The sequence below is a fragment of the Pseudomonas sp. AFG_SD02_1510_Pfu_092 genome (assembly GCF_003331055.1).
Taxonomy (GTDB): domain Bacteria; phylum Pseudomonadota; class Gammaproteobacteria; order Pseudomonadales; family Pseudomonadaceae; genus Aquipseudomonas.
In genome coordinates this window covers 20,454-45,312 of sequence record NZ_PUQD01000010.1, presented here as the reverse complement: position 1 = coordinate 45,312, position 24,859 = coordinate 20,454, and the positions used below count along the sequence as shown (strand labels likewise).

Below are 24,859 nucleotides of genomic sequence, written 5' to 3'. Positions count from 1 at the left end.
GAACCATGGAGCCGTTGTCGCATCACCTGCTGACCCAGGCCTACAACAATGGCTGGGCCAACCACCGCCTGTACAAGGCCTGCCTGCAACTGACCCAGGACGAGTTCGTCGCCCCGCGCTGCAGTTTTTTCCCGTCGATCAAGGCCACCCTCAACCACCTGCTGACGGTGGACTGGTTCTACCTGCACATGCTCGAGTGCGAGCAGCGTGGCGAATTGCCCGGCGCCGAGGGTGAGCGTTTCTTCGACCCCGAACAGCCGTTCGCCACCTGCACCGACCTGCATGCCGAGCAGGCCCAGGCCGACCACCGGCTGATTGCCTATTGCCGGACGCTGAGCGATAGCGAACTGCGCCGCTATGTGAGTATCGTGCGGCCCGAGCGGGTACAGCGCGAGCAACGGTTGCGGTTGTTGGCGCACCTGTTCGAGCACCAGGTGCACCACCGTGGGCAGGTGCATGCGATGCTCAGCGACACGGCGGTCAGGCCGCCGCAGCTGGATGAGTTTTTCTGCGAAGAAGAGGCGGGGTTGCGGGCGGTGGATTTTGCCGAGTTGGGCTGGACCGAGCAGCAGGTCTGGAAGGTTTGATGGCCGAACACCGGCGCAGCCGGTGCCATCTTCCGCGTCGTCTGCTTCGCGGGTGAACCCGCTCCCACAGGGAACGGTGCAGCCCCGGGCTTACGCGGTACCTGTGGGAGCGGCCATGGCCGCGAACACCGGCGCAGCCGGTGCCATGCACCGCGTGGTCTGCTTCGCGGGCTTGCCCGCTCCCACAGAGAACGGTGCAGCCCCGGGCTTACGCGGTCCCTGTGGGAGCGGCCATGGCCGCGAACACCGGCGCAGCCGGTGCCATGCACCGCGTCATCTGCTTCGCGGGCTTGCCCGCTCCCACAGGGAACGGTGCAGCCCCGGGCTTACGCGGTACCTGTGGGAGCGGCTTTAGCCGCGAACACCGGCGCAGCCGGTGCCATGCACCGCGTGGTCTGCTTCGCGGGCTTGCCCGCACACAGGGGACGGTGCCGCGCCGGATTTATGCGGCGCCTGTGGGAGCTGGCTTGCCGGCGATGGGCCGCACGGCGGCCCTCAGTTGACGGTCTGGCGCCCCAGCCACTCCACCAGTGTGCGGTTGAAGCGCAGCGGTTCTTCGATCTGCGGCGCGTGCCCCATGCCTTCGAAGATGATCAGCTCACCCTTGGGTATCAGCCTGGCCACCTGCGGCCCGAGTACCTTGTAGTTGCCCAGCTTCTCCTTCACCTGCGGCGGCGCGATATCACTGCCGATCGCCGTGCTGTCCTGATCGCCGATCAGCAGCAGGGTCGGCATCTGCAGGTCCTTGAACTCGTGGTACACCGGCTGGGTGAAAATCATGTCGTAGATCAGCGCCGAATTCCACGCCACCCGTTCATGCCCCGGCCCCTTGTTCAGGCCCACCAGCATCTGCACCCAGCGCTCGTACTCCGGCTTCCAGCGCCCGGCGTAGTAGGTCTTGCGTTCATACTCGCGCACGCCTTCGGCATCCAGCTTGAGCTCGCGGGCATACCACTGGTCCACCGTACGATAGGGCACGCCCAGGGCCTTCCAGTCTTCCAGGCCAATCGGGTTGACCATTGCCAGGCGCTGCACCTGTTGCGGATACATAAGCGCGTAGCGGGTGGCGAGCATGCCGCCGGTGGAGTGGCCAAGCACGATGGTCTGTTTCACCCCCAGGCGTTCGAGCAAGGCATGGGTGTTGCTCGCCAGTTGCTGGAAGCTGTACTGGTAATGCGCCGGTTTGCTGGAACTGCAGAAGCCGACCTGGTCGGCGGCGATGACCCGGTAGCCGGCCTTGCTCAGGGCCTCGATGGTGCTTTCCCAGGTGGCGGCGCAGAAGTTCTTGCCGTGCATCAGCATCACGCTGCGGCCGTTGGCCTGGCCTTGGGCGGGCACATCCATGTAGCCCATCTGCAGGGCCTGGCCCTGGGAGGTGAAATCGAAATGCTTGAGTGGGTGCGGGTAGCTGAAGCCTTCGAGCTGGGGGCCGTAGGTGGGCGATTCGGTGGCGACTGCCGAATTGCCGACGAGGCAGGCCAGGGCCAGGGCGGTTGCGCGCAGCATGGGGGCACTCCGTGTAAGGCCATGTAGGAAGGGGCGACTCTAGCAGTCAGTGGACCGCGCCGAGCGCAAAAGGTGTTACCAGGCGTGAAACCAGCCCAGGGTAACCAGCGCCAGCACGGCATAGCGGCCGGCCTTGGCCACGCTCACCAGCAGCAGGAAGCGCCAGAATGGTTCGCGCATGATGCCGGCAATCAGCGTCAGCGGGTCGCCGATCACCGGCATCCAGCTAAGCAGCAACGACCATTGTCCCCAACGCTGGTAGCGCCGTTGCGCGCGCTCCAGCTGGGCAGGGCTGAACGGGAACCAGCGCTTGCCCCGCAGCTGTTCGATGGCCCGGCCCAGCAGCCAGTTGACCACCGAGCCCAGCACATTGCCCACTGTCGCCACCAGCAGCAAGCTGGCCCAGGCTTCGGGCTGGCGCAGCAACAGGCCGACCAGCACGGCCTCCGATTGCAGCGGCAGCAGGGTGGCGGCGCCGAAGGCGCTGAAGAACAGCGCCCACAGGCTGAGCATCAGTAGTTGGCGACCACGCTGTCCTTGCCGTCCCGGGTCACGCCGATGACCTGGTAGGCGTCCTTGTGGTCACCCATTTCCATGCCCGGCGAGCCCATCGGCATGCCCGGCACGGCCAGGCCTTTGAGGTCGTTGCGCCCGGCCAGCAGGCGCACCTGCTCGGCCGGCACGTGGCCTTCGACGAACTTGCCGTCGATCACCCCGGTGTGGCACGACGCCAGGCGTGGCGCCACGCCCAGGCGCTGCTTGACCGCGCTCATGTTCGGCTCGACATGGTCGTTGACGGTGAAGCCGTTGTCGCGCAGGTGGCTGATCCAGGCCTTGCAGCAGCCGCAGTTGGGGTCGCGGTAGACGTCGATGGTCTCGGCCGCCTGGGCCAGGCCGCTGAGGGCCAGCAGACCCAGGGTCAACAGATGTTTGCGCAGCATGGTCAAGCACTCCTTCCGGCGGTAGATCGGCAGCATAGCCTAAGCGACTGGCGCGATGTTCGCCGCTGGCCGCTGACAGCCAGCTGAGGCGCACATTACAGGATTGTCAGCTGGCCGCCTCGTCGGCGCCGAGGTCGCGCATCAGCAGGGCGTAGTCGAGCGCGACCTGCTCCGGGATCGGCAGGTACACCACGTGGCCGTCACCCGGTGCCACCTCAATCGCCTGCTGCTGGCGGTCGCACAGGCGGTGCAGGTCGAAATGGTAGTTGCCGCGCGGCGTCATCAGCTCCAGGTGGTCGCCGATGGCGAAGCGGTTCTTCACCTTGACCTCGGCCAGGCCCTCGACGCGCACGCCAGTCAGCTCGCCAACGAACTGCTGGCGTTCGGAAACCGAATTGCCGCGCTGGTAGTTCTGGTATTCGTCATGCACATGGCGGCGCAGGAAACCTTCGGTGTAGCCGCGTTGTGCCAGCGATTCGAGGTTGTCCATCAGTGCGCGGTCGAAAGGCCGCCCGGCCACGGCATCGTCGATCGCCTGGCGGTACGACTGCACCGCGCGGGCGCAGTAGAAGTGCGACTTGGTGCGGCCCTCGATCTTCAGCGAGTGCACCCCCATGCCGGCCAGGCGCCCGACGTGCTGAATGGCGCGCAGGTCCTTGGCGTTCATGATGTAGGTGCCGTGTTCATCCTCGAACGCCGGCATGTCCTCGCCGGGACGGTTGCTCTCCTGCAGCAGGAACACCTGCTCGGTCGGTGCACCCAGGCCCAGGGTCGGCTGCACTTCGCGCACGATGTCGCCGCTGGCGTTTTCAGTGGCGGGCGTGGCGTCATACTTCCAGCGGCAGGCGTTGGTGCAGGTGCCCTGGTTGGCGTCGCGCTTGTTGAGGTAGCCCGACAGCAGGCAGCGGCCGGAATAGGCCATGCACAGGGCGCCGTGGACGAACACCTCCAGTTCCATGTCCGGCACTTGCTGGCGGATCTCCTCGATCTCTTCGAGCGACAGCTCGCGCGACAGAATCACCCGGCTGATGCCTAGCTGCTGCCAGAACTGCACACTGGCCCAGTTGACCGTGTTGGCCTGCACCGACAGGTGCACCGGCATCTGCGGAAAATGCTGGCGAACCAGCATGATCAGGCCGGGGTCGGACATGATCAGCGCATCCGGTGCCATGGCTATCACCGGCGCCAGGTCCTTGAGAAAGGTTTTCAGCTTGGCATTGTGCGGGGCGATGTTGACCACCACGTAGAAGCGCTTGCCCAGCGCATGTGCCTCCTGGATACCAGCGGCCAGGTTGCCGTGATCGAACTCGTTGTTGCGCACCCGCAAGCTGTAGCGTGGCTGGCCGGCGTAGACCGCGTCGGCGCCATAGGCGAAGGCATAGCGCATGGTCTTGAGGGTGCCGGCAGGGGCCAGCAGTTCGGGCTTGGCGGTAGGGATCATGTGCGCACCGGGGCAAAAGGTGCGGATGCTAGTGCCGGTGGACACGGTGAGTATTGATTTGCATCAAGCCAGGCGTGGCACTTTTACCCAGGCGGCGCGCACTAATATCGCAGAAGCCACTCGAGGACATGCGATGAACGAAGCCGCTTTACAGAACAAGGCCCTGGCAGTGCTGCTGGCGCTGGTGACCATTGCCTTCGTGTGGATCCTGTTGCCTTACTACGGGGCGATCTTCTGGGCGGTGATACTCGGCATCCTGTTCGCGCCGTTGCAGCGCCACCTGCTGATCCGCTTCGGACGGCGGCGCAACCTGGCGGCCGCCACCACCTTGCTGGTATGCCTGCTGGTGGCGGTGTTGCCGGTGATCATCACCAGTGCGCTGCTGGTGCAGGAAGGCGCCATGCTGTACCAGCGCATCGAGAGCGGGCAGCTGGACATCGCCGGTTATGTCGAACGCGGCATGGACATGCTCCCGGCCTTTGTCCGCCACGGCCTGGACAGCATGGGCATGGGCAACCTCGACGGGCTGCGCGACAAGATCAGCAAGTGGGCGACCCAGGGCAGCCAGGTGCTGGCCAGCCAGGCGTTCAGCTTTGGCCAGGGCACCTTCGAGCTGGTGATCAGCTTCGGCATCATGCTGTACCTGCTGTTCTTCTTCCTGCGCGAGGGCGCGGAAGTGGCCCGCCGTGTGCGCCTGGCGGTGCCGCTGCCCGAGCAGCAGAAGCGCCGTTTGCAATTGAAGTTCAACCGCGTGGTGCGAGCGACGGTGAAAGGCAACGTGCTGGTGGCCATTACCCAAGGGGCGCTGGGCGGCTTCATCTTCTGGGTACTGGATATCCCCAGCGCGCTGGTGTGGGCGGTGCTGATGGCGTTTCTGTCGCTGTTGCCGGCGGTGGGGGCGGGCATCGTGTGGGCGCCGGTGGCGGCGTATTTCCTGCTGTCCGGGGCGATCTTGCCGGGGGTGATCCTGACCGCGTTCGGGGTGCTGGTGATCGGCCTGGTGGACAACCTGCTGCGGCCGATCCTGGTGGGCAAGGACACGCGCATGCCGGATTACCTGATTCTGGTGTCGACGCTTGGTGGGCTGGCGGTGTTCGGGCTCAACGGCTTCGTCATCGGGCCGCTGATCGCGGCGTTGTTCCTGTCGAGCTGGGCGATCTTTGCCGCGACCAAGCCGCAGGTGCAGCTGCCGGAGTAACGCCCGCGGCAGCAGCTGCCTCGCTCGAATGTTAAAAGCTGGCGCGATCGGTGTGGGAGCCGGCTTGCCGGCGATGGGCCGCAGCGCGGCCCCGCCGGCGGGTCAGGCTGTTTGCGGCATCTCGCCCTTGGCCAGGCGCCGGTTGATATCAGCGATCACTTCAGGCAATTCGTTGATGGTGTCGATCAGGTAGTGCGGGCGGGAGCCGGCGAACAGTGCGTGGATACGCTGGCGCTCGCTTTCCAGCTTCTCGGCGCTCAACGCGCGGTAGCCTTCCCAGGTCAGCCCCAAGGCATTGCCCGAACACACCAGGGCGACGGTCCACATGCCGGCACGGCGGCCTTCGAGGATGCCCGGCACGGTATCGTCGACCTTCACGCAGGCCGCCACATCGTCAATGCCCAGGGCAATCACGTTGGCCAGGGCCTGGGCCGGCCAGGGGCGGCCATTCGGCGTCTCGTCGGTCGCCACCACGTGGTCGGCCACGTAGCCGTTCTGCGCGGCCAGCTCCACCACCTTGTCCATCACCACTTTCGGGTAACCCGAGCACGAGCCGATCTTCAGGCCGTCCTGGCGCAGCCCGGTGAGGGTGTCCAGCGCGCCGGGGATCAGCGCCGAGTGCACGGCGATCTTGTCGATCTGCAAGGGCATGAAACGGTTGTAGATGGCCGTGACATCCTCGTCGGTCGGGGTACGGCCGAACACCTTGCGGTAGCGCTCGGCAATTTCCGGCACGTCGCACAGGGTGCGGATGTGGTCCCACTTGCCCATGCCCATCGGGCCACGGGCCTCTTCGATGGACACCTGTACATCGAATTCGGCGAAGGCTTCGACAAAGATCTGGGTCGGCGCGAAGGAGCCGAAGTCGACCACGGTGCCGGCCCAGTCGAGGATCGCGGCTTGCAGCTGGGTGGGGTTGCTGTAGTTCATGTGCGCTAATTCCTGAAGTCGGGTGGGCAAAAGGTCAGATGTCCAGCACTTCCATTTCCCGCAGCACCTCGGCCACGGCATTCACGGCGGCCTGCATGCCGTCCGCACCGACCACGCCGATGCAGCCGACACGGAAGGTTTCCACCTGGGTCAGCTTGCCCGGGTAGAGGATGAAACCCTTGGCCTTGACCCGCTCGTAGAAGTCCTTGAACTGGTAGCGTGGATCGTTCGGTGCGTGGAAGGTGACGATGATCGGCGCCTGGATCGCGGCGGGCAGGAAGCTGCGCAGGCCGAGGGCGGCCATGCCGTCGAGCAGGGTCTTGCAGTTGTCGGCGTAGCGTTGGTGGCGGGCGGGCAAGCCACCTTCCTCGTTATATTGCTGCAGCGCTTCGTGCAGGGCGGCGACCACGTGGGTCGGTGGGGTGAAGCGCCACTGGCCGGTCTTGGCCATGTAGCTGTGCTGGTCGTGCAGGTCCATGGCCAGCGAGTGCGCATTGCCTTCGGCGGCGGCCAGGGCAGTTTTTTCGGCGAACACGAAGCCCATGCCTGGCACGCCTTCCAGGCATTTGCCGGAGGCGGCGATCAGTGCTTCGAACGGAATCTCGCGAGCGTCTATCGGCAGGGCGCCAAACGAACTCATGGCGTCAATGATCAGCCGCTTGCCGTGACGCTGGACCACCTGGGCGATCTCCGGCAGCGGGTTGAGGATGCCGGTGCTGGTTTCGCAGTGGATCAGCGCGACATGGCTGATGGCCAGGTCGGCGGCCAGCAGGCGGTCGACGTCGGCAGCCGTGGTCGGCTGGTCTTCGGCGGTTTCGAAGGTGCTGTAGGCGCGGCCCAGCACCTTGCAGATCTTTGCCAGGCGTTGGCCATACGCGCCGTTGATCAGCACCAGCACCTTGCCATTGCGCGGCACCAGGGTGCCGATGGCCGCTTCGACGGCGAAGGTGCCGCTGCCCTGCAAGGGGACGCAGTGGTGGCTGGTGCTGCCGTCGATGATGGCCAGCAGTTGCTCGCAGACACTGGCGGTCAGCTGGTTGAAATCGCGGTCCCAGGAGCCCCAGTCCACCAGCATGGCTTGGCGGGTGCGGATTGATGTGGTCAGGGGGCCGGGGGTCAGCAGAATCGGGGCGTGGCTCATTCCGTTATTCCTCACAAGCGGTGGGCTGAAACTACGGGGCCTAGGTTGCAATCGGCGCTGTCATCAATCAAATTGTTTGTTGTTATCCAAACTATAAGTCAGGCCGATGCCAATGAACCTGTTCCAGTTGCGTGCCTTCGACGCCGTGGCCCGTGAGGGCAGCTTTACCCGTGCTGCCGCCCGCCTGTTCATCAGCCAGCCGGCAGTGACCGGGCACATCAAGGCGCTGGAGGAGCACTACCAGATCACCCTGCTGCGGCGCACCGCGCGGCGCGTCGAGCTGACCGAAGAGGGCACCCGCCTGGCGGCCATCACCCGTGCCATGTTCGGCCTGGCCGAGGAGGCGCAGGCCATGCTTGAAGCCAACCGGCAGTTGCTGACCGGGCGCCTGGAGGTGGCCGCCGACGGCCCGCACCGGGTCATGCCGATGCTGGCGCTGCTGCGTGAACGCTACCCGGGCATTACCGTCAACCTGCGCCTGGGCAACGCCCAGGAAACCTTGGCGGCGCTGCTCGGCGAGCATGCCGACGTGGCCGTGCTGACCGAGATCGAGCCGCGCAAAGGCCTGCATCTGCAGAGCCTTTGCCAGTCGCGGCTGTGCGCCTTGCTGCCGGCGGGGCACGCCTGGGCCAACGCCAAGGAGGACTTGCCATTGGCCGAGCTGCACCAGCAGATCATGGTGCTGCGCGAACCCAGCTCGACCACCCGGCGCACCTTCGACAAGGCCTGCAGCACGGCCGCCGTGCAACCTCGCGTGCTGCTGGAGCTGGACAGCCGCGAAGCGGTGACCGAAGCGGTGGCGTCGGAGCTGGGCATTGGCGTGGTGTCGTCCACCGAAGTGGCCAATGACCCCCGGGTGGTGGCGCGCCCGCTGGCCGGCGAGGGCCTGGTCAACCAACACTTGATCGGCTGCCTCGAGCGCCGCCGCGAACTGCGCCTGATCCAGGCCTTTCTTGGCCTGGCGGCCGGGCTGTGATGGCTGTTTTCGACGAGGCGGCCTAAGATGGCCGGCATTCAGCCGACAGGACCGTCGATGAGCGAAAAAGACACCATTTCCATGCAGCTGGTGCGCGAGGCGCTGTTGCAGACCTGCCCTGCCGGGCAGCCCGATACCGGCCTGTTGGCCCGGGCCGGCATCGCTGTCGAGCAATTGCACCTGCCGGCGGCCAGGGTCAGCGCCGAATCCTATGCCCGGCTCTGGCGCTTGCTGGCGCGGCGCTGCAACGACGAGTTCTTCGCCATGGACCCGCGCGGCCTGCGCAGCGGCAGCCTGGCCTTCATGTGCCGCGCCAGCATGGGCCAGCCGACCCTCGGCGCGGGCCTGGAGACCGCGCTGGCGTTCCTCTCGCTGATGCTCGAAGACCTGCAACCGAGCCTGGTGCGTCAGCAGGGCCTGGCCGAGATCGTCATCAACGAACCGCGTGACGCGCCGCGCCGGGCGTTCACCTATTTCACCTTCTGGATGATCGTGCACGGCGTGGCTTGCTGGCTGGCCGGGCGGCGTATCCCGATCCTGGCCATCGACCTGCGCTGCGCCGAGCCACCGTTCTGCGACGACTACCGGGTAATGTTCTCGGAAAGCCTGCACTTCGAGCGCCCGCGCACGCGCATGATCATCGCCGCCGACTGCCTCGAGCTGCCGCTGCGGCGCACGGCGGATGACCTGCAGCGTTTTCTCGCCGAGGCGCCCGGCAACATCCTGGTCAAATACCGCGACCCGGCCAGCCTGGGCCGGCGCATCCGCGCCGACCTGCTGCAACTGGCCCCGGCCCGCTGGCCCGATGCCGACGCGCTGGCGCGCCAGCTGAGCCTGTCGCCCTCGACGCTGCGCCGGCGCCTGTCCGAAGAAGGGCAGACCTACCAAGGGTTGAAAGACAGCGTGCGGCGCGAACTGGCCATCGCCTGGCTCAGCCGGGCGGAGCAGCCCATGGCCGAGATTGCCGAGCGGTTGGGGTTTGCCGACAGCAGCTCGTTCTACAAGGCATTTCGCAAGTGGTTCGGTTGCAACCCAGGCCATTACCGGGCGTTGGCCCAGACGCGCGACACGCACGGTTGAGAGGCGGGTACTTCCTGCTGTCGGGCAGCGCCGCACAGGCGCAGGGTGGCGGCCGTACTTTCAACGGAATACGACCATGCCCGAATCCACGCTGCATCCCAAGCTGCAATCCCCGGCCAACGATTTCATTGTCGAACACCTGCCTGCCTGGCTGAAAGATGCCGGCCCTGCTCAACTCGCAACCTTGCGCACCCGCGTGGCGGCGCACCTGCAAAGCCAGAAGCGCATGGCGGCGACGTTGCAGAAACTGCTGCCACTGCAGCAGTTCGCCACTCGGCACTTCGAAACGGCGCTGAAAGCGCGGTTGCAACTGGATATCGAGCTGTCCAAAGCGCGCTGGCGAGAGGAGCGGCGGCGATTGACAGTGGTACAGGGCTCGCTGACAGAATTCGAGGCCTACTTCGTCACGGTGCCGCTGCTGCAGAAGCTCTTGCAGAACTTCAAAGCCGGCGAGTCGTTCTTTCCCGCCACCGCTGTCACTTGCGAACCCGCGGTGCTCGGTGGGCCCGAGCAGATTCTTACGCAGCGCATCGATGATGTCGTCAGCATGTGCCGCAGTGCCGACGTCGGGCTGGCTTATCAGCAGCACCTGGACCAGATACTCACCGCCCGCTTCAGCCACGAGCTGGCCGAGGACAGACGGCTGGAACTGGCCCTGGCCGTCGAGATCGCGGCCATGAAGGGGCAGTTGGCGGGCAGCGACCTGCGTATGCTGCGCCAGCTCGGCCAGGGCCAGACCCCGGAACTGCCTTCGACGTTGCGCCTGGCTGCCGGCCCTTTGCAGTTGCTGGGGCAACAGCTGGACGGGCCTCTGGCTTTCGAACTGATCGGTACCGTGAGCGGGATCGGCGGTCTGGTATTCAACCCGGAGCGTTTGCAGGCGGTGTTGCTCTACCTGCCGGATGATCGCGAGCAAGCGTTTCGCCGTTTTGACGATTGGTCATCGGCGAATCGTGCGCTGGTTACGGCTATGCAAGGTGCCGGCTTTCGCCAGGCGATCACCGGGCGTATCGCCCTCGAACACCGCTCGGCTTATCAACTGCTGTTGGGCAAACGCCTGCTGGATGACGCGCCGGATCTTGAGCCCGGCCGGGTTGCCGGAACGAGTGAAGTGTTCACCCGACTGGCTGCTGGGCATGTGCAACGGATCAAGGCCGATGCGGCGTTTCTGGCTGTGCCGACGGCTCAGGCGGACGCCGGGGCGGCCGCCGAGCGGTTACGCAGCCTGGAGGCCGCAGGGCTGGTGTTGCTGAACCTGGTGGGCACATTCGTGCCGGCCATTGGCGTATTGCTGTTGGCCGATCTGACCCGGCAGGTGCTTGATGATGTATTCGAAGGGGTTGGCGATTGGGCTCAGGGGCACCAGCATGAAGCCCTGGAGCACCTGTTGCAGGTCGCCTCGACAGTGGCCGCTGGCGCCGTGATCGGGGCAGGTGTGCATACCTTGCGTAGTGCTTTTGTCGAACAGCTGCAGCCGGTAACGACCGAGGCGGGCGGGGAACGGTTGTGGCAATACGACCTGCAGCCGTATGCGCTTACCACGCGCGCGCCCGTACTGACCGAACTCGATAATGGGCTACTCAGTGATGGCCAGACCTGTTACTGGCGCCGCGAGGGGGTGCTTTACCGGGTAAGACGGGCGCCGACGGGCACTTGGCGATTGCTGCATCGTGACGGCCCAACGGTGTTCGGCCCGGTACTGGAAAATAACGGCGAGCGGGCCTGGCGGTTGAGTTACGAGCGGCCGCTGGAATGGCACGGTGCGGACATGCTGCTGAAATGTCTGTGGCCTGGCGCGGCCGAGCTTGCCCCGGAACGGATCGAGCAAATACTGAACGTAGCGGACGTCGACGAGGCCCATTTGCGTGGCTTGTTGGTAGAAGGGCGGCCCATGCCGGTCAGGCTGCGCGACACACTGGAGCGTTTTGCCGTCGATGCGAGAATCGACCTGTTCTTCGCGCAGCTGGGGGGGCAGGCTGTCGATACCGAAGCCATGCAGTGGTGTGTCGACAGGCTCGGCCTGCAAGGGCAGAACCTGGAAGAACAGTTCGCCTCGATCCAGGCGTGGGCCGATGAGCTGCGCACCCCGATGCTGGAGCATTTTGCCAGTGCTTACCTGCCCGAAGACCCGCTGCTGGCCGTTCTGCAGCGCAGTTTTGCCGGGCTGCCGGACGCTTACGCGCTGGCGTTGCTGAAGGATGCCAGCGCTGCCGTGCGCCAACGTATGCTGAGCGAAGCCCGCGTGCCACTGGCGCTGGCTGAACAGGCACGGGCAATGCTGCAACAAGCCCGTTTGACCCGTGCGCGCGAAGCGTTCTATCTGCGTAGCAGCTACCATGCCGATGCCGTCACCCTGGCGTTTTCCCTGCTGCGTCGTCGCGGCCTGGCGCCTGGCGGGGTAAACCTGGTATTGCGCGAGCGCTCCAGTACCGGCCCAGTGTTGGAGCGGCTGTTTCCCGAGCAAGGCGGCGCGGGGCAGGTCACGGTGCTGGTCTGGCGCAACGGAGGGTTCGAGCTCTTCGACGACCGGGGCCGCGGCAGTGACATCGAGGTGGCACAACCACAGGGTTTGTTCGAGGTGCTGAGTGCCTGTCTGCCCCCTGCATTCATGCAACGTCAAGGATGGGCCGGCGAAGACGTCGCGGGCCACATTCGCTTGTCCATGCAGGGTTGGCTGCCGCTAGATCGTCTGCAACTGATACGGCTGCTTGGCTGGCGCGAGGCGAGGCCCGTGCCTGCGCCCCTGCATCGCTTGCCTGACGGGCGGGTGGGTTATCTGCTCAGTGGCCGCGGCGCTTCGGCAGGTCGGCATGGGCAGACGTTGCGTAACCGCATTCGCGGCCTGTACCCGTCGTTCGATGACGCAGGTGTCGAACGCTACCTGCAACTGTTGCTGAGCCATTCGGAACCGGCATTTTCCATTTTGTTGCGCCAGGAACAGGAGTATCGCCGGCTTGATGAAAGCCTGGGGCGCTGGACAGACGCCGTGGCCGGACCTGACCGTGGGCACCGGCGAGCAGTGGCAGACGCGTTTCGCCGGGCGTGGCGCCTGGAAGGTGAGCAACTGATCTACAGCAATGGCGACCCGGGCGGCATGCGCCTCAGTATCGTCGGCATACCTGCAGGTGGGCTGCCCGACCTGCCGGTCGGTACGGATTTTCGCCACATTACCGACATGGTACTCACCGGGTTGCGCCTGGAGGCGCTTCCGGCCGGGTTCCTGACGGGCTTTCCCGAACTGCGTCGCCTGGACCTGAGCAACAATGCCTTGAGCGCAATTCCGGATCACCTGGCCTGGTTGGCCAGGCTGCGTCATCTGCGTCTGGCCCGCAACCGCATTCGCATGACAGGGTCACAGGTGGAGGCGCTGACCAATCAGGTCCACCTGCGTACCCTGGACCTGAGCGACAACGCCTTGGGTTCGATCAGGTTGCGTTTCACTCAGCTGTCGCGTTTGCGTGAGCTCCATCTGCGCCGAACGGGCCTGCGAGCGGTGCCGGAGGGCCTTGAATGGTGTGGTTTGCTCGAACACGCAGACCTGCGCGACAACCAGATTTCCAGTTTGCCCGAGGCACTGCTCGACGCACCGAGGGCCCTGCGGCAGGTGGTGCAACTGCACAATAACCCGTTGTCGGTGAGCGACCTCGAGCGCCTGTACGCACCGGCAGCGGTTCGGCTCGATGGCCCGGCGAGCGATCCCCTCCAGGTCGAGGCGCAAGCGATCCTGCATGCCAGGGCCGCCTGGCTCGGAGCAGTGGACGATCCGGGCCAGGCGCTGAGGGCTGAACAATGGGACACGTTGGCGCTGGAACCTGGCCACCGGCAGTTTTTTCTGCTGCTGGCGGAGCTGACCGCTAGCTCGGACTTTCGCCTGGCGCGTACGGACCTGTCGCGCAGGGTGTGGGCGATGATCGAAGCGGCCAGCGACAGTGTCCAGGTACGTACAGAACTGTTCGAACGGGCAGCCGACCCGCGTACCTGTGTCGACAGCGTAGCGCACTGTTTCAGCCAACTGGAGGTGTATATGCGGGTGCAGCAGGTGACGCTTGGCGGGGACCCGCTTGCCACGCGCAATGCCCGATTGCTGCTGGCCCAGCGCTTGTTCCGCCTCGACCAGGTGGAGCGCCTGGCGCGCGCCGACTATCTGGGCCGGGCTGCCGAGGGCCGTGGGGTGGATGAGGTCGAAGTCAGCCTGGCCTACCGCACCGGCCTGGCGGGTAGCCTGGATTTGCTTGGTCAACCGCGCACCATGCAATTCCGCCCGGTTGCTGGTGTCGGCCAAGCACAACTCGACCAGGTATACGCCGCGGTGCTGATGGCCGAAGCGAGTCACGAGCGAATCCGTTATATCAGCCAGCGGGATTTCTGGTTGTCTTACCTGCGCGCCAGGTACCCCGAGGCGTTCGGGCGGATTTCCGACGATTTCGACAAACAGCTGGACGCGCTGGACGAACAGAAGGAAGCCCTCGGCAGCGGTGCTTACGTGCACCGCTGCGAGCAGCTCAGGGATGCGACCGGGCAAGCCTTCGAGGCGCTTGCCCTGCAGCTCACCGAAGATGAATTGAACAGGCCGTTGTAAGCAGTGCGCTGGCTCGGCGGCCGGGGCGGGACGCTTCCCTCTGCGTCGTGACCGGGCATTTGCACACCATGGTCGGCTCCTACCACGACCCAGGAGCCGACCATGTCTGATTATCTGACTGGCCCCGATCATTTCATCGCAGCCAGGCTACCGGCCTGGCTCAAGCGCGCTTCCAGGGCGCAGATCAGCACCCTGCGCATCAGCCTCAACGCTCACCACGCCAGCCAGGCCCGATTGCGCGGGCTCACCCAGGCGCTGTTGCCGCTGCCGCAGTTCGCCGAGAAGCACCTGACAACCCTGCTGGATAAGCCGTTACCTGACGGGCAGGCATTCGCCCAGCTCGAATGGCTGCAGGTACAACCGCGCTTCGGCAGGCAGCCAGGCACCTTGCAACTCACTTACGAATACAGCCAGTCGCGTGAAAACGGCTTGCTGCGGCTAATGCGCAACTTCCCTGGCAACACCACGTACTACGACGGCACAGGGCTGGTCCAGCCAGGCCGGGATCGCCCCTTGAATGCCTCGCTGGATACCCTGATCGCTGCTTGCCGCGCACTGGATGTCGGCCGGCGTTATCAGGATGAACTGGAACGCATCTTTCACCCGGCCGCCCAGGCGATTCTGGCCGAGGACAAGCGTTCCGGATTGCGGCTTGCAACCGAAGTGGCAGCGTTGCAGGGGCACATCCGCAGCGATGTGCAGATAGCCTTGCGCGAGCTGGCGGGGGACGGCCAGGTGCATCGACAGGGTGGGCTGAAAGGCCACCCCGGGTTGCTGGAAGCCTTGGGCCAGGCAGTGGCCGATGGCTTGCTCATAACGCTGCGCGATGAACAGGGCAATGCCCGTGGCGTCGTGCTGTTTCTGCCTAGCGACCCCGAGCAAGCGCTGCGCTATTTCGACGATGACATGTTGATGAACGAGGCCATGGCCCAGCTGCTGCAAAAGGCTGCCTACCGGCAGTATTTCATCCAACTGATCAGCCTTGAGCACCGTGCAGTATTTGCCGACACCCTTGCCAAGCGCGTGCAGGACGCTCAACCCGACCTGCAACTTGAAGGTGTCGCAGGCACAGGGGCGGTTTTCACGCAACTGGCCAGCCTTCAGGTGCAAAGGATCAAGCAAGATGCCCGGTTGTTGCTGGTGAGCACCGCCGATGCCGACAGCGCTGCCGCACGCGCCAGGCGCGAGGCCTGGCAGGCCGCCGGGCTGGACCTGGTGAACCTGGCCGGCTTTTTCATACCAACCATCGGTGCCTTGCTGCTAGGGCAGTGGGTGGTTCAGACCTGCTCGGAGGTGTTCGAAGGGGTAGCGGCCTGGAGCAGAGGCCACCAGCACGAAGCACTGGAACACATGCTGGGGGTTGCCGAGACCTTGGCGGCGACGGCGACAACCGTGGCAGCTGTGAGTTTCGTTCGCAGTGCATTCGTCGAAAGCATGGAGCCCGTCAGCCTGGGCGGCGGGCGCAGTCGCCTGTGGCATTTCGAGCCTGCCGATTATGAGTCCACGCCGGGCACCATTGCCTTGCGCAGCGACGGGCTCTTCGGGGTTGGCGGCCGCCGCTGGGCGCGTATCGACGGGCATTACCTGGAGGTGCATCGGCCGCTCGCCGATGGCCCTTACCGCTTGCGCGGAGCAGCGGGAAGCGGCGGTTATGGCCCGGTCGTGCTGCACAACGGTGAGCGTGGCTGGCGCCTGATGCGCGAGCAGCCGCTGACCTGGCAGGCGCCGGCACGCATGCTCGATGCGTTGTGGCCGCAACACCCGCCCCTGAACCCACAACGGGCCTGGCAAGTACTGCAGGTGGCGGGGGTCGACCTGGACGAACTGCGTGGCGTTCTGGTCGAGAACCGGACGGCGCCGGTGAACCTTCGGCAAACGCTGCAAGCGTTCGAAGCGCAGGCGCGTATCGACACGTTCTTCGAGCGCCTTGATCTGCAGGCCCTGATGCCGGCAGACAGTGAACTGCTGGCCTGGTGCGAGCTGCAGCCAGAGGTGGGCAAGGGGCTGGAGCGGGTGCAGGGGCAGGCAACCGCGTTGCGGCCGCGCTTGTTCGCCCACCTGACACAGCAACCGGTCAGCACCGGGCCACTGGCCGGTCTGGTCCGGCAGGCGTTTCCTGGCCTGCCTTGGGCTTACGTGGACGAGGTGGTCAGCCAGGCGGACGAGCACGCGCACGAAGCGGCAAGGGTCGAGCAACGCCTGCTGTTGTCGTGCGCGGAACAGGCCCGCTCGGCGTTGCGCCTGGCACGTTTGAACCGGGCGCTGGCCGGGCTCTACCTGAGTGCAGCCTACAACGATGAAACCGGCGCTTTGGTGCTGGCGCTGCTGGACAGCCTGGAGCTTGAAGGGCTCAGCATTGCCCTGCACGAGGGCGCGGTGGATGGGCGCCTGATTCACCAGGCCGGTGCCGGCGGGCAAGGCGCGCAGGCGCGGATACTGGTCCGCGACGATGGCCGCTTCCGGATCTACAACGGCCTGGGAGAGGAACAAGTGGTTGCGCTGGGCGACCCGGGCTGCATCTTCGAGGCTATCGTCGCAGCGCTTACCCCAGCGCAAAAGGCCGCGCTTCAGCTGGTAGATGGTGCCGCGATGGAGCAGTTGCGTGAACAGCTGTTGATGCATCTACCGGCTTCGCATCGGGGTGTTGCCCGCCTGCTGCGCTGGCCGGAGTCGGGCGCCTGGCTCAACCTCGGGCATTGTCTGGATGACGGACGGGTGGGGTACCTGTTGAGTGGCCGCCCGTCCACGGCGGCCAGCAGCCTGCAGGTAACCGTACGTGAGCGCCTGCGTGCGCTGTATCCAGGCCTGGATGATCAAGCGCTGGCAGAGGAAGAACGGCGTTTGCAGCGAGGTACGCGACCGCTGCTCGAGCGCCTGGTCGAGCTGGAAGATGACCATGAGCAACTGACGCAGCATCTGAATCGCTGGGTCGGTAGCGAGTTGCAGGAAAGCCGGCAAAGCGCGCGCAGGGCAACGGCAGACAGCATCCTGCGCGCCTGGCGGCTGCAAGGCGAAAGTGTCCAGGCGGGCGAAGGGCGAGCGCCGGGGCAGCGCTTGTCGCTGCGTGGCAGCCAGCTGCGCACGCTGCCGGCATTGCCGCCGCAGATCGATTTTCACCGGGTGACCGTGTTGAGCGTGAACGACTCGCTGATCAGTGACATGCCGGTCGATTTTCTGCGCCCGTTCAGCGGCCTGACCGAGCTGAACCTGGGCAACAACCAGTTGCTGCGCTTGCCATCGGGTATTGCCTATCTGCCGACGCTTCGCGTGCTGCGCCTGGGGCATAACCAGATCCGTCTCGATGCCCAGGCGGTAGGGATACTGCAAGCGCTACCCGACCTCACCCATCTGGACCTCAGCTATAACCGGGTGGAGTCGCTCGATCTGAGGTTTCACCACCTGTCCCGACTGGTCAGCCTGAACCTGCGCCATTGCCGGCTCGGTGCCTGGCCCCAGCGCCTGGAGTTGTGTGGCCTGCTGGAGCGCGCCGATCTGCGCGACAACCAGCTGCGCACGGTGCCGTACGACATCCTGCAGATGCCCTACGCGTTTCGCCGCGCCATCCTGGTCGAGCGCAATCCGCTTTCGGCCCTGCAGGTACAGGGTTTGTACGCCCTCGATGTGATCGACGAACATGGCCACTTGCCGGAAGCATCGACGCCGGTCGATTTGCCTGCTGCGCAGGCGCTCTGGGTCGGGCATGTGGAAGCTGCGCAGCGGCCAGCGCGCGAGGCGTTGTGGCAGCGCTTGCTGGTGCTGCCGGACAGTGGCGGGCTGTTCCGCCTGCTGGCGCGGCTGGCACAGACGGCCGACTACCAACAGGCGGGCGAGGGGCGCACGGCGCTGGCGGAGGGCGTGTGGAGCCTGCTGGTGGCGCTGGACGAAGACCCGGTGCTATGCCGACGATTGTTCGAACGTGCTGGCCTGCCATTGCCATGTTCGGATGCGGTAGCCAGCCGCTTCAGTGCGCTGCAAGTGCTGCTGCTGCAGGCTCAGGCCGAGGCCGGGCAGGCCGGCCTGGATAACCGCAGCGCGTTGCTGCAACTGGGCCGGCAGTTGTTTCGCCTGGAGCAGCTGGAGCGAGTCGCCTACCAGGACTGCCGCCAGCGCCAGATCGCCGGAGAACATTTCGACCAGTTGGCGCTGATCCTGGGCTATCGAGTACGTCTGCGCGAGCGCTTGCAGTTGCCAGCCCAGCCGTATGCCATGCGCTACCCTGACGCCGCCGAGCTGACGCAGGCGCAGCTTGACGACGCATTTCAGCGGGTGACCCAGGCGCAGACGCTGGAGGCTTTGACCGATAGCCTGAGCCAGCGGGAATTCTGGCGTCGCTACCTGCGTCGCGAGCATGGGCGAATGTTCGATGCGCTCAGCGCCGACTATGTCCAGCGCACGCTCCGCGTGCAGGCTCAGCAGCCTGCGCTGACGCCGCTGGAGCGCCAGGCGTTGCTCGACCGCTTGCAGGAACAGGAGCTCATCGCTGTTGAACGCCTGGTCAGCGGGCTCACCCAGTCCTATCTGCAGGCTACCGGCCGGGGAGGTGCCTGAGCCGGGCGGCCAAACCGGTCATCGAGATTGACAGCTTTGGCCATTGCCGCAGGGTGTGTGCGGCGCGAACATCGTCGGACCGATGGTTCACTCCAAAAACAAGAAACCAGGAGTCCGACGATGCGTGATTACGCCGAGGCCGTGCGTGCGTTCGACCATGCCCAGGCCGCTGCCGCAGCGCTGCATGGCAACCTCGATACCCTCAATGCCTGTGTCGAATGCTGCGACCGCCATGCCGGCGCAGGCAAGCTGGCGCTGGTCCATGAAGACCGCGATGGCAACACCACGCGCTACACCTTCGACCAGCTCAAGGCGCAGGCTGCACGCTTTGCCAATGTGCTCAAGGCACAAGGGGTAGGCCCAGGTGACCGGGTTGCCGGGCTGATGCCGCGTACCCCGCAATTGCTGGTGACCATTCTCGCGACCTGGCGCCTCGGCGCGGTGTATCAACCCCTGTTCACCGCCTTCGGCCCCAAGGCCATCGAACATCGCCTGGAGCAGTCGCAGGCCCGCGTGGTCATCACCGACATCCACAACCGCGCCAAGCTCGACGATGTGCATGGCTGCCCAACCATCATCACGGTCAACGCCCGCAGTGGCGAGCTGGACTTCCAGCAGTGCCTGGACCAGGCGGCGGCAACCTGCGAGCCGGCCATGCGCGCGGGCGACGACCCGTTTCTGTTGATGTTCACCTCCGGTACCACCGGCCCGGCGAAACCGCTGGAAGTGCCGCTGCGCGCCATCGTCGCCTTCCAGGGCTACATGCGCGACGCCATCGACCTGCGCCCCGAGGACAATTTCTGGAACCTGGCCGACCCGGGCTGGGCCTATGGCCTGTACTACGCAGTCACCGGCCCGCTGTCGCTGGGCCATGCCACCACCTTCTACGATGGCCCGTTCAGCGTCGACAGCTGCGCGCGGGTGATCGACAAGCTGGGCATCACCAACCTGGCCGGCTCACCCACGGCCTACCGCCTGTTGATTGCCGCCGGCGCTGACTTCGCCAGGCCGATCAAGGGCCGCCTGCGGGTGGTCAGCAGCGCCGGCGAGCCGCTCAACCCGGAAGTGATCCGCTGGTTCGCCGACGAGCTGGGCGTGACTATCCACGACCACTACGGGCAGACCGAACTGGGCATGGTGCTGTGCAACCACCATGGCCTGCAGCACCCGGTGCACCTGGGCTCGGCCGGCTTCGCCATCCCTGGCCACCGCATCGTCGTGCTGGACGAGCAGGGCAACGAACTGCCCGCTGGCCAGCCGGGCATCCTTGCCGTCGACCGCGAACAGTCGCCGCTGTGCTGGTTTGCCGGTTACCACGGCCTGCCGACCAAAGCCTTCGTCGGCAAGTACTACCTCAGCGGCGACACCGTCGAGCTGAACCCGGACGGCAGCATCAGCTTCGTCGGGCGTAGCGATGATGTGATCACCACCTCCGGCTACCGGGTCGGCCCGTTCGATGTCGAGAGCGCATTGATCGAACACCCGGCGGTGGTCGAGGCGGCGGTGGTCGGCAAGCCGGACCCTGAGCGCACCGAACTGATCAAGGCCTTCGTGGTACTGGCCAGCGGTTACCTGGGCAGTGCCGAGCTGGAAGAAACATTGCGTCAGCACGTGCGCCAGCGCCTGTACGCGCATGCCTACCCCCGAGAAATCGAATTCGTCAGCGAGCTGCCCAAAACCCCGAGCGGCAAGCTGCAACGCTTCATCCTGCGTAACCAGGAAGTTGCCAAACAACAAGCGCAACAGGCCACCCCTGCCAGCGCCTGAAAGGAACCCGATCATGCAAATAGCCAACAAACACTTCATCGTCAGCGGCGCCGCCTCCGGGCTGGGCGCAGCTACCGCGCAGATGCTGGTCGAAGCCGGCGCCAAGGTCATGCTGGTCGACCTCAATGCCCAGGCCGTCGAGGCCAAGGCCCGCGAACTGGGGGACAACGCACGCTTCGCAGTGGCCGACATCAGCGACGAGCAGGCTGCCCAGGCGGCGGTCGATGCCGCTGTCAGCACCTTTGGCAGCCTGCACGGGCTGGTCAACTGCGCCGGCATCGTCGGTGCCGAAAAGGTATTGGGCAAACAAGGCCCGCACGGCCTGGCCAGCTTCGCCAAGGTCATCAATGTCAACCTGATCGGCAGTTTCAACCTGCTGCGCCTGGCCGCCGCGGCCATGGCTGAAGGGCCGGCCGATGAGGGCGGCGAACGCGGGGTGATCATCAACACGGCTTCCATCGCCGCCTATGACGGCCAGATCGGCCAGGCCGCCTATGCAGCCTCCAAGGGCGCGATTGCCAGCCTGACCCTGCCGGCCGCCCGCGAGCTGGCGCGCTTCGGCATCCGCGTGATGACGATTGCCCCGGGCATCTTCGAAACGCCGATGATGGCCGGCATGACCGAGGAGGTGCGCGCCTCGCTGGCCGCCGGTGTGCCGTTCCCTCCGCGCCTGGGCCGCCCGCAGGAATACGCCGCGCTGGCCCGTCACATCATCGAGAACAGCATGCTCAACGGCGAGGTGATCCGCCTCGACGGTGCACTGCGCATGGCTGCCAAGTAAGGAGAACGAACATGACCCTCGCCAACGACCCGATCGTTATCGTCAGCGCCGTGCGCACGCCCATGGGTGGCCTGCAGGGCGACCTCAAGAGCCTCACCGCGCCGCAACTGGGCAGTGCGGCCATTCGTGGCGCTGTCGAACGCGCTGGTATCGATGCCGCCAGTGTCGAACAGGTGCTGTTCGGCTGCGTGCTGCCGGCCGGCCAGGGCCAGGCACCGGCGCGCCAGGCTGCGCTGGGTGCCGGGCTGGACAAGCACACCACCTGCACCACCCTGAACAAGATGTGCGGCTCGGGCATGCAGGCGGCGATCATGGCCCATGACCTGCTGCTGGCCGGCACCGCCGATGTGGTGGTGGCCGGTGGCATGGAAAGCATGACCCATGCGCCCTACCTGCTGGACAAGGCCCGTGGCGGTTACCGCATGGGCCACGGCAAGATCATCGACCACATGTTCATGGACGGCCTGGAAGACGCCTACGACAAAGGCCGCCTGATGGGCACCTTCGCTGAGGACTGCGCCCAGGCCAACGCCTTCAGCCGCGAGGCCCAGGACCAGTTCGCCATCGCCTCGCTGACCCGTGCCCAGGAGGCGATCAGCAGTGGCCGCTTCGCTGCCGAAATCGTGCCGGTGGAAGTCACCGAAGGGAAGGAAAAGCGCCTCATCAAGGACGACGAGCAGCCGCCCAAGGCACGCCTGGACAAGATCCCGCAGCTCAAGCCGGCGTTCCGCGAAGGCGGCACGGTGACTGCGGCCAACTCCAGTTCGATTTCCGATGGTGCCGCGGCGCTGCTGTTGATGCGCCGCTCCGAAGCCGACAAGCGCGGCCTCAAGCCGCTGGCGGTGATTCACGGCCACGCGGCCTTTGCCGACACACCGGCGTTGTTCCCGACCGCACCGATCGGTGCCATCCACAAGCTGATGAAGCGCACCGGCTGGAACCTGGCCGAGGTCGACCTGTTCGAGATCAACGAAGCCTTCGCCGTGGTCACCCTGGCGGCCATGAAGCACCTCGACCTGCCGCACGACAAGGTCAACATCCATGGCGGCGCCTGCGCCCTGGGCCACCCGATTGGCGCGTCCGGCGCGCGCATCCTGGTGACCTTGTTGTCGGCGCTGCGCCAGAACAACCTGCGCCGTGGCGTGGCGGCCATCTGCATCGGCGGTGGCGAGGCCACGGCCATGGCTGTCGAATGCCTGTATTGAGGTGAACCATGCTGGTAACTGATGAGCAACAACAGATCGCCGACGCCGTCCGCGGCTTTGCCCAGGAGCGCCTGAAGCCGTTTGCCGAGCAATGGGACAAGGAACACCGTTTCCCCAAGGAAGCCATCGGCGAGATGGCCGAGCTGGGCCTGTTCGGCATGTTGGTGCCAGAGCAGTGGGGCGGTAGCGACACCGGTTATGTGGCTTACGCCATGGCCCTGGAAGAGATTGCCGCCGGCGATGGCGCCTGCTCGACCATCATGAGCGTGCACAACTCGGTGGGTTGTGTGCCGATCCTGCGTTTTGGCAGCGAGCAGCAGAAGGAGCGCTTCCTCACCCCGCTGGCCAGCGGCGCGATGCTTGGCGCCTTTGCCCTGACCGAACCGCAGGCCGGCTCCGACGCCAGCAGCCTGAAGACCCGTGCGCGTCTGGACGGCGACCACTACGTGCTCTCTGGCAGCAAGCAGTTCATCACCTCCGGGCAGAACGCCGGGGTGGTGATCGTGTTCGCGGTGACCGACCCGGACGCTGGCAAGCGCGGCATCAGCGCGTTCATCGTGCCCACCGATTCGCCGGGTTACCAGGTGGCGCGGGTCGAGGACAAGCTCGGCCAGCACGCTTCGGATACCTGCCAGATCGTTTTCGACAACGTGCGCGTGCCGGTGGAAAATCGCCTGGGCGCCGAGGGTGAGGGCTACAAGATTGCCCTGGCCAACCTTGAAGGCGGCCGCATCGGCATCGCTTCGCAAGCGGTGGGCATGGCCCGTGCGGCGTTCGAAGTGGCGCGCGACTATGCCAACGAGCGGCAGAGTTTCGGCAAGGCCCTGATCGAGCACCAGGCGGTGGCGTTCCGCCTGGCCGACATGGCGACAAAAATTGCCGTGGCCCGGCAGATGGTGCTGCACGCCGCCGCGCTGCGCGATGCCGGGCGCCCGGCGCTGGTGGAAGCGTCGATGGCCAAGCTGTTTGCCTCGGAAATGGCCGAAAAGGTCTGTTCGGACGCCTTGCAGACCCTGGGCGGTTATGGCTATCTGAGTGACTTCCCGCTGGAGCGGATCTACCGCGACGTTCGGGTCTGCCAGATTTACGAAGGCACCAGCGACATTCAGCGCATGGTCATTGCGCGCAATCTTTGAAGGAGCAGACTGCATGGCATTTGAAACCATCCTGTTGGACATCCACGGCAAGGTCGGCCTGATCACCCTCAATCGCCCGCAGGCGTTGAACGCGCTGAATGCGCAGATCGTAGGCGAGATCAACCAGGCGCTGGACCAGCTCGAGCGTGACCCGAACATCGGCTGCGTGGTGCTGACCGGTTCTGCCAAGGCATTTGCCGCTGGCGCCGACATCAAGGAAATGGCCGAGCTGCAATACCCGCAGATCTACGTTGATGATCTGTTCAGCGATGCCGACCGGATTGCCAACCGGCGCAAGCCGATCATTGCTGCGGTGTCTGGCTTTGCGCTGGGCGGTGGCTGCGAGTTGGCGATGATGTGCGACTTCATCCTGGCGGCGGATAACGCCAGGTTCGGTCAGCCGGAGATCAACCTGGGCGTGCTGCCGGGCATGGGCGGTACTCAGCGGCTGACGCGTGCGGTGGGCAAGGCCAAGGCCATGGAACTGTGCCTGACGGGGCGTCTGATGGGCGCTGAAGAGGCCGAGCGCGCGGGCCTGGTGGCGCGGATCGTGCCGCAGGCGGAGCTTGTGGAAGAGGCGCTGAAAGTGGCGGCGACCATTGCCAGCAAGTCGATTCCGGTGAGCATGATGGTGAAAGAGAGCGTCAACCGAGCGTTCGAAGTCACCCTTAGCGAGGGTGTGCGCTTTGAGCGGCGGGTGTTCCATGCGGCGTTTGCCACCGAGGACCAGAAAGAAGGCATGGCGGCCTTCATCGCCAAGCGTGAGGCGCAGTTCAAGGATCGTTGATCAGACTCGATTCGTGCCGGTGCCGGTGCTTTTGCTTCTAAGCGCGCGGTAGTTCAGGCGCCGCAGATTGCGACTTCAGGAGGCCGAGCGAAGGGACTGCGGAGGGAGGTGACGGGCATGGATGCCCGTCAAGCGCTGAGGCCCCATGGATGGGGCCTGCAGCGCGTACTCCCGGGAGCAGGCCCGTAGCGAGGGAACCCCGGAGCGCAGCGCAGGGGCCGTATGATGGAGCGCAGCGTTTTTTGGTTACTTTTTG

The 24,859-nt window shown here is 65.5% G+C and carries 17 protein-coding genes; 11 read left to right on the top strand and 6 right to left on the bottom strand.

The genetic code is table 11. The annotated features are described in order from the left end of the window. Positions 1 to 5 precede the first annotated feature (5 nt). Positions 6 to 587, top strand: coding sequence for a DinB family protein (locus tag C6A77_RS07190; protein ID WP_114168838.1), 582 nt, complete (start codon positions 6 to 8; stop codon positions 585 to 587). A gap of 495 nt (positions 588 to 1,082) precedes the next feature. Here C6A77_RS07190 and C6A77_RS07170 read toward each other — a convergent pair whose 3' ends face one another. The 4 genes from C6A77_RS07170 to yegQ form a co-directional block, all read right to left on the bottom strand. Then, complete coding sequence (locus C6A77_RS07170) at positions 1,083 to 2,093, bottom strand: alpha/beta hydrolase (RefSeq protein ID WP_114168836.1); 1,011 nt, start codon at positions 2,091 to 2,093, stop codon at positions 1,083 to 1,085. A gap of 75 nt (positions 2,094 to 2,168) precedes the next feature. Beyond that, complete coding sequence (locus tag C6A77_RS07165; RefSeq protein ID WP_114168835.1) at positions 2,169 to 2,606, bottom strand: YqaA family protein; 438 nt, start codon at positions 2,604 to 2,606, stop codon at positions 2,169 to 2,171. Further along, complete coding sequence (locus C6A77_RS07160) at positions 2,606 to 3,034, bottom strand: DUF411 domain-containing protein (RefSeq protein WP_114168834.1); 429 nt, start codon at positions 3,032 to 3,034, stop codon at positions 2,606 to 2,608. Before C6A77_RS07160 ends, C6A77_RS07165 begins: the two co-directional genes overlap by 1 nt. A gap of 106 nt (positions 3,035 to 3,140) precedes the next feature. Continuing rightward, positions 3,141 to 4,475 (bottom strand): tRNA 5-hydroxyuridine modification protein YegQ, encoded by a 1,335-nt coding sequence (gene yegQ, locus C6A77_RS07155; protein ID WP_114168833.1) that lies wholly within the window; start codon positions 4,473 to 4,475, stop codon positions 3,141 to 3,143. Between the two features lie 133 nt (positions 4,476 to 4,608). Here yegQ and C6A77_RS07150 point away from each other — a divergent pair, with 133 nt between their 5' ends. Further along, a complete protein-coding gene (locus C6A77_RS07150) occupies positions 4,609 to 5,673 on the top strand; it encodes an AI-2E family transporter (RefSeq protein WP_114168832.1) in 1,065 nt (354 codons plus the stop codon). Positions 5,674 to 5,775: 102 nt separating this feature from the next. Here the strand turns inward: C6A77_RS07150 and phnX are convergent, their stop codons facing one another. Together phnX and C6A77_RS07140 are read right to left on the bottom strand one after the other, a co-directional pair. Then, entirely contained in the window at positions 5,776 to 6,603 is an 828-nt protein-coding gene (gene phnX, locus C6A77_RS07145; protein WP_114168831.1) for a phosphonoacetaldehyde hydrolase, read from the bottom strand. A 34-nt stretch (positions 6,604 to 6,637) separates the two neighbouring features. Then, on the bottom strand, positions 6,638 to 7,744 hold the full coding sequence (locus C6A77_RS07140) for a 2-aminoethylphosphonate--pyruvate transaminase (RefSeq protein WP_114168830.1): 1,107 nt from the start codon (positions 7,742 to 7,744) through the stop codon (positions 6,638 to 6,640). Between the two features lie 112 nt (positions 7,745 to 7,856). On the opposite strand from C6A77_RS07140, the gene C6A77_RS07135 reads away from it, so the two are divergent. The 9 genes from C6A77_RS07135 to C6A77_RS07095 all read left to right on the top strand — a co-directional run bounded on the left by C6A77_RS07135 (position 7,857) and on the right by C6A77_RS07095 (position 24,603). Then, a complete protein-coding gene (locus tag C6A77_RS07135) occupies positions 7,857 to 8,720 on the top strand; it encodes a LysR substrate-binding domain-containing protein (RefSeq protein ID WP_114168829.1) in 864 nt (287 codons plus the stop codon). Positions 8,721 to 8,777: 57 nt separating this feature from the next. Then, positions 8,778 to 9,800 carry an AraC family transcriptional regulator gene (locus C6A77_RS07130; RefSeq protein WP_114168828.1) on the top strand — a complete coding sequence of 341 codons (1,023 nt, stop codon included), beginning with the start codon at positions 8,778 to 8,780 and terminating at the stop codon, positions 9,798 to 9,800. Between the two features lie 76 nt (positions 9,801 to 9,876). Beyond that, positions 9,877 to 14,379: an NEL-type E3 ubiquitin ligase domain-containing protein gene (locus tag C6A77_RS07125; protein ID WP_114168827.1), complete on the top strand. Its 4,503-nt coding sequence runs from the start codon at positions 9,877 to 9,879 to the stop codon at positions 14,377 to 14,379. A 102-nt stretch (positions 14,380 to 14,481) separates the two neighbouring features. After that, on the top strand, positions 14,482 to 18,927 hold the full coding sequence (locus C6A77_RS07120) for an NEL-type E3 ubiquitin ligase domain-containing protein (protein ID WP_114168826.1): 4,446 nt from the start codon (positions 14,482 to 14,484) through the stop codon (positions 18,925 to 18,927). A gap of 120 nt (positions 18,928 to 19,047) precedes the next feature. Continuing rightward, positions 19,048 to 20,694 (top strand): acyl-CoA synthetase, encoded by a 1,647-nt coding sequence (locus tag C6A77_RS07115; protein WP_114168825.1) that lies wholly within the window; start codon positions 19,048 to 19,050, stop codon positions 20,692 to 20,694. A gap of 13 nt (positions 20,695 to 20,707) precedes the next feature. Continuing rightward, positions 20,708 to 21,475 (top strand): SDR family NAD(P)-dependent oxidoreductase, encoded by a 768-nt coding sequence (locus C6A77_RS07110; protein WP_114168824.1) that lies wholly within the window; start codon positions 20,708 to 20,710, stop codon positions 21,473 to 21,475. Positions 21,476 to 21,486: 11 nt separating this feature from the next. After that, entirely contained in the window at positions 21,487 to 22,680 is a 1,194-nt protein-coding gene (locus C6A77_RS07105) for an acetyl-CoA C-acyltransferase (RefSeq protein ID WP_114168823.1), read from the top strand. 8 nt (positions 22,681 to 22,688) lie between these two features. Then, on the top strand, positions 22,689 to 23,816 hold the full coding sequence (locus C6A77_RS07100) for an acyl-CoA dehydrogenase (protein WP_114168822.1): 1,128 nt from the start codon (positions 22,689 to 22,691) through the stop codon (positions 23,814 to 23,816). A gap of 13 nt (positions 23,817 to 23,829) precedes the next feature. Continuing rightward, on the top strand, positions 23,830 to 24,603 hold the full coding sequence (locus C6A77_RS07095) for an enoyl-CoA hydratase (protein ID WP_046615913.1): 774 nt from the start codon (positions 23,830 to 23,832) through the stop codon (positions 24,601 to 24,603). The last annotated feature ends 256 nt before the right edge of the window (positions 24,604 to 24,859 follow it).

Coding starts and splice junctions, on each gene's coding strand:
- C6A77_RS07190 (WP_114168838.1), top strand. CDS start 6: ATGGAGCCGTTGTCGCATCACCTGCTGACCCAGGCCTACAACAATGGC.
- C6A77_RS07170 (WP_114168836.1), bottom strand. CDS start 2,093: ATGCTGCGCGCAACCGCCCTGGCCCTGGCCTGCCTCGTCGGCAATTCG.
- C6A77_RS07165 (WP_114168835.1), bottom strand. CDS start 2,606: ATGCTCAGCCTGTGGGCGCTGTTCTTCAGCGCCTTCGGCGCCGCCACC.
- C6A77_RS07160 (WP_114168834.1), bottom strand. CDS start 3,034: ATGCTGCGCAAACATCTGTTGACCCTGGGTCTGCTGGCCCTCAGCGGC.
- yegQ (WP_114168833.1), bottom strand. CDS start 4,475: ATGATCCCTACCGCCAAGCCCGAACTGCTGGCCCCTGCCGGCACCCTC.
- C6A77_RS07150 (WP_114168832.1), top strand. CDS start 4,609: ATGAACGAAGCCGCTTTACAGAACAAGGCCCTGGCAGTGCTGCTGGCG.
- phnX (WP_114168831.1), bottom strand. CDS start 6,603: ATGAACTACAGCAACCCCACCCAGCTGCAAGCCGCGATCCTCGACTGG.
- C6A77_RS07140 (WP_114168830.1), bottom strand. CDS start 7,744: ATGAGCCACGCCCCGATTCTGCTGACCCCCGGCCCCCTGACCACATCA.
- C6A77_RS07135 (WP_114168829.1), top strand. CDS start 7,857: ATGAACCTGTTCCAGTTGCGTGCCTTCGACGCCGTGGCCCGTGAGGGC.
- C6A77_RS07130 (WP_114168828.1), top strand. CDS start 8,778: ATGAGCGAAAAAGACACCATTTCCATGCAGCTGGTGCGCGAGGCGCTG.
- C6A77_RS07125 (WP_114168827.1), top strand. CDS start 9,877: ATGCCCGAATCCACGCTGCATCCCAAGCTGCAATCCCCGGCCAACGAT.
- C6A77_RS07120 (WP_114168826.1), top strand. CDS start 14,482: ATGTCTGATTATCTGACTGGCCCCGATCATTTCATCGCAGCCAGGCTA.
- C6A77_RS07115 (WP_114168825.1), top strand. CDS start 19,048: ATGCGTGATTACGCCGAGGCCGTGCGTGCGTTCGACCATGCCCAGGCC.
- C6A77_RS07110 (WP_114168824.1), top strand. CDS start 20,708: ATGCAAATAGCCAACAAACACTTCATCGTCAGCGGCGCCGCCTCCGGG.
- C6A77_RS07105 (WP_114168823.1), top strand. CDS start 21,487: ATGACCCTCGCCAACGACCCGATCGTTATCGTCAGCGCCGTGCGCACG.
- C6A77_RS07100 (WP_114168822.1), top strand. CDS start 22,689: ATGCTGGTAACTGATGAGCAACAACAGATCGCCGACGCCGTCCGCGGC.
- C6A77_RS07095 (WP_046615913.1), top strand. CDS start 23,830: ATGGCATTTGAAACCATCCTGTTGGACATCCACGGCAAGGTCGGCCTG.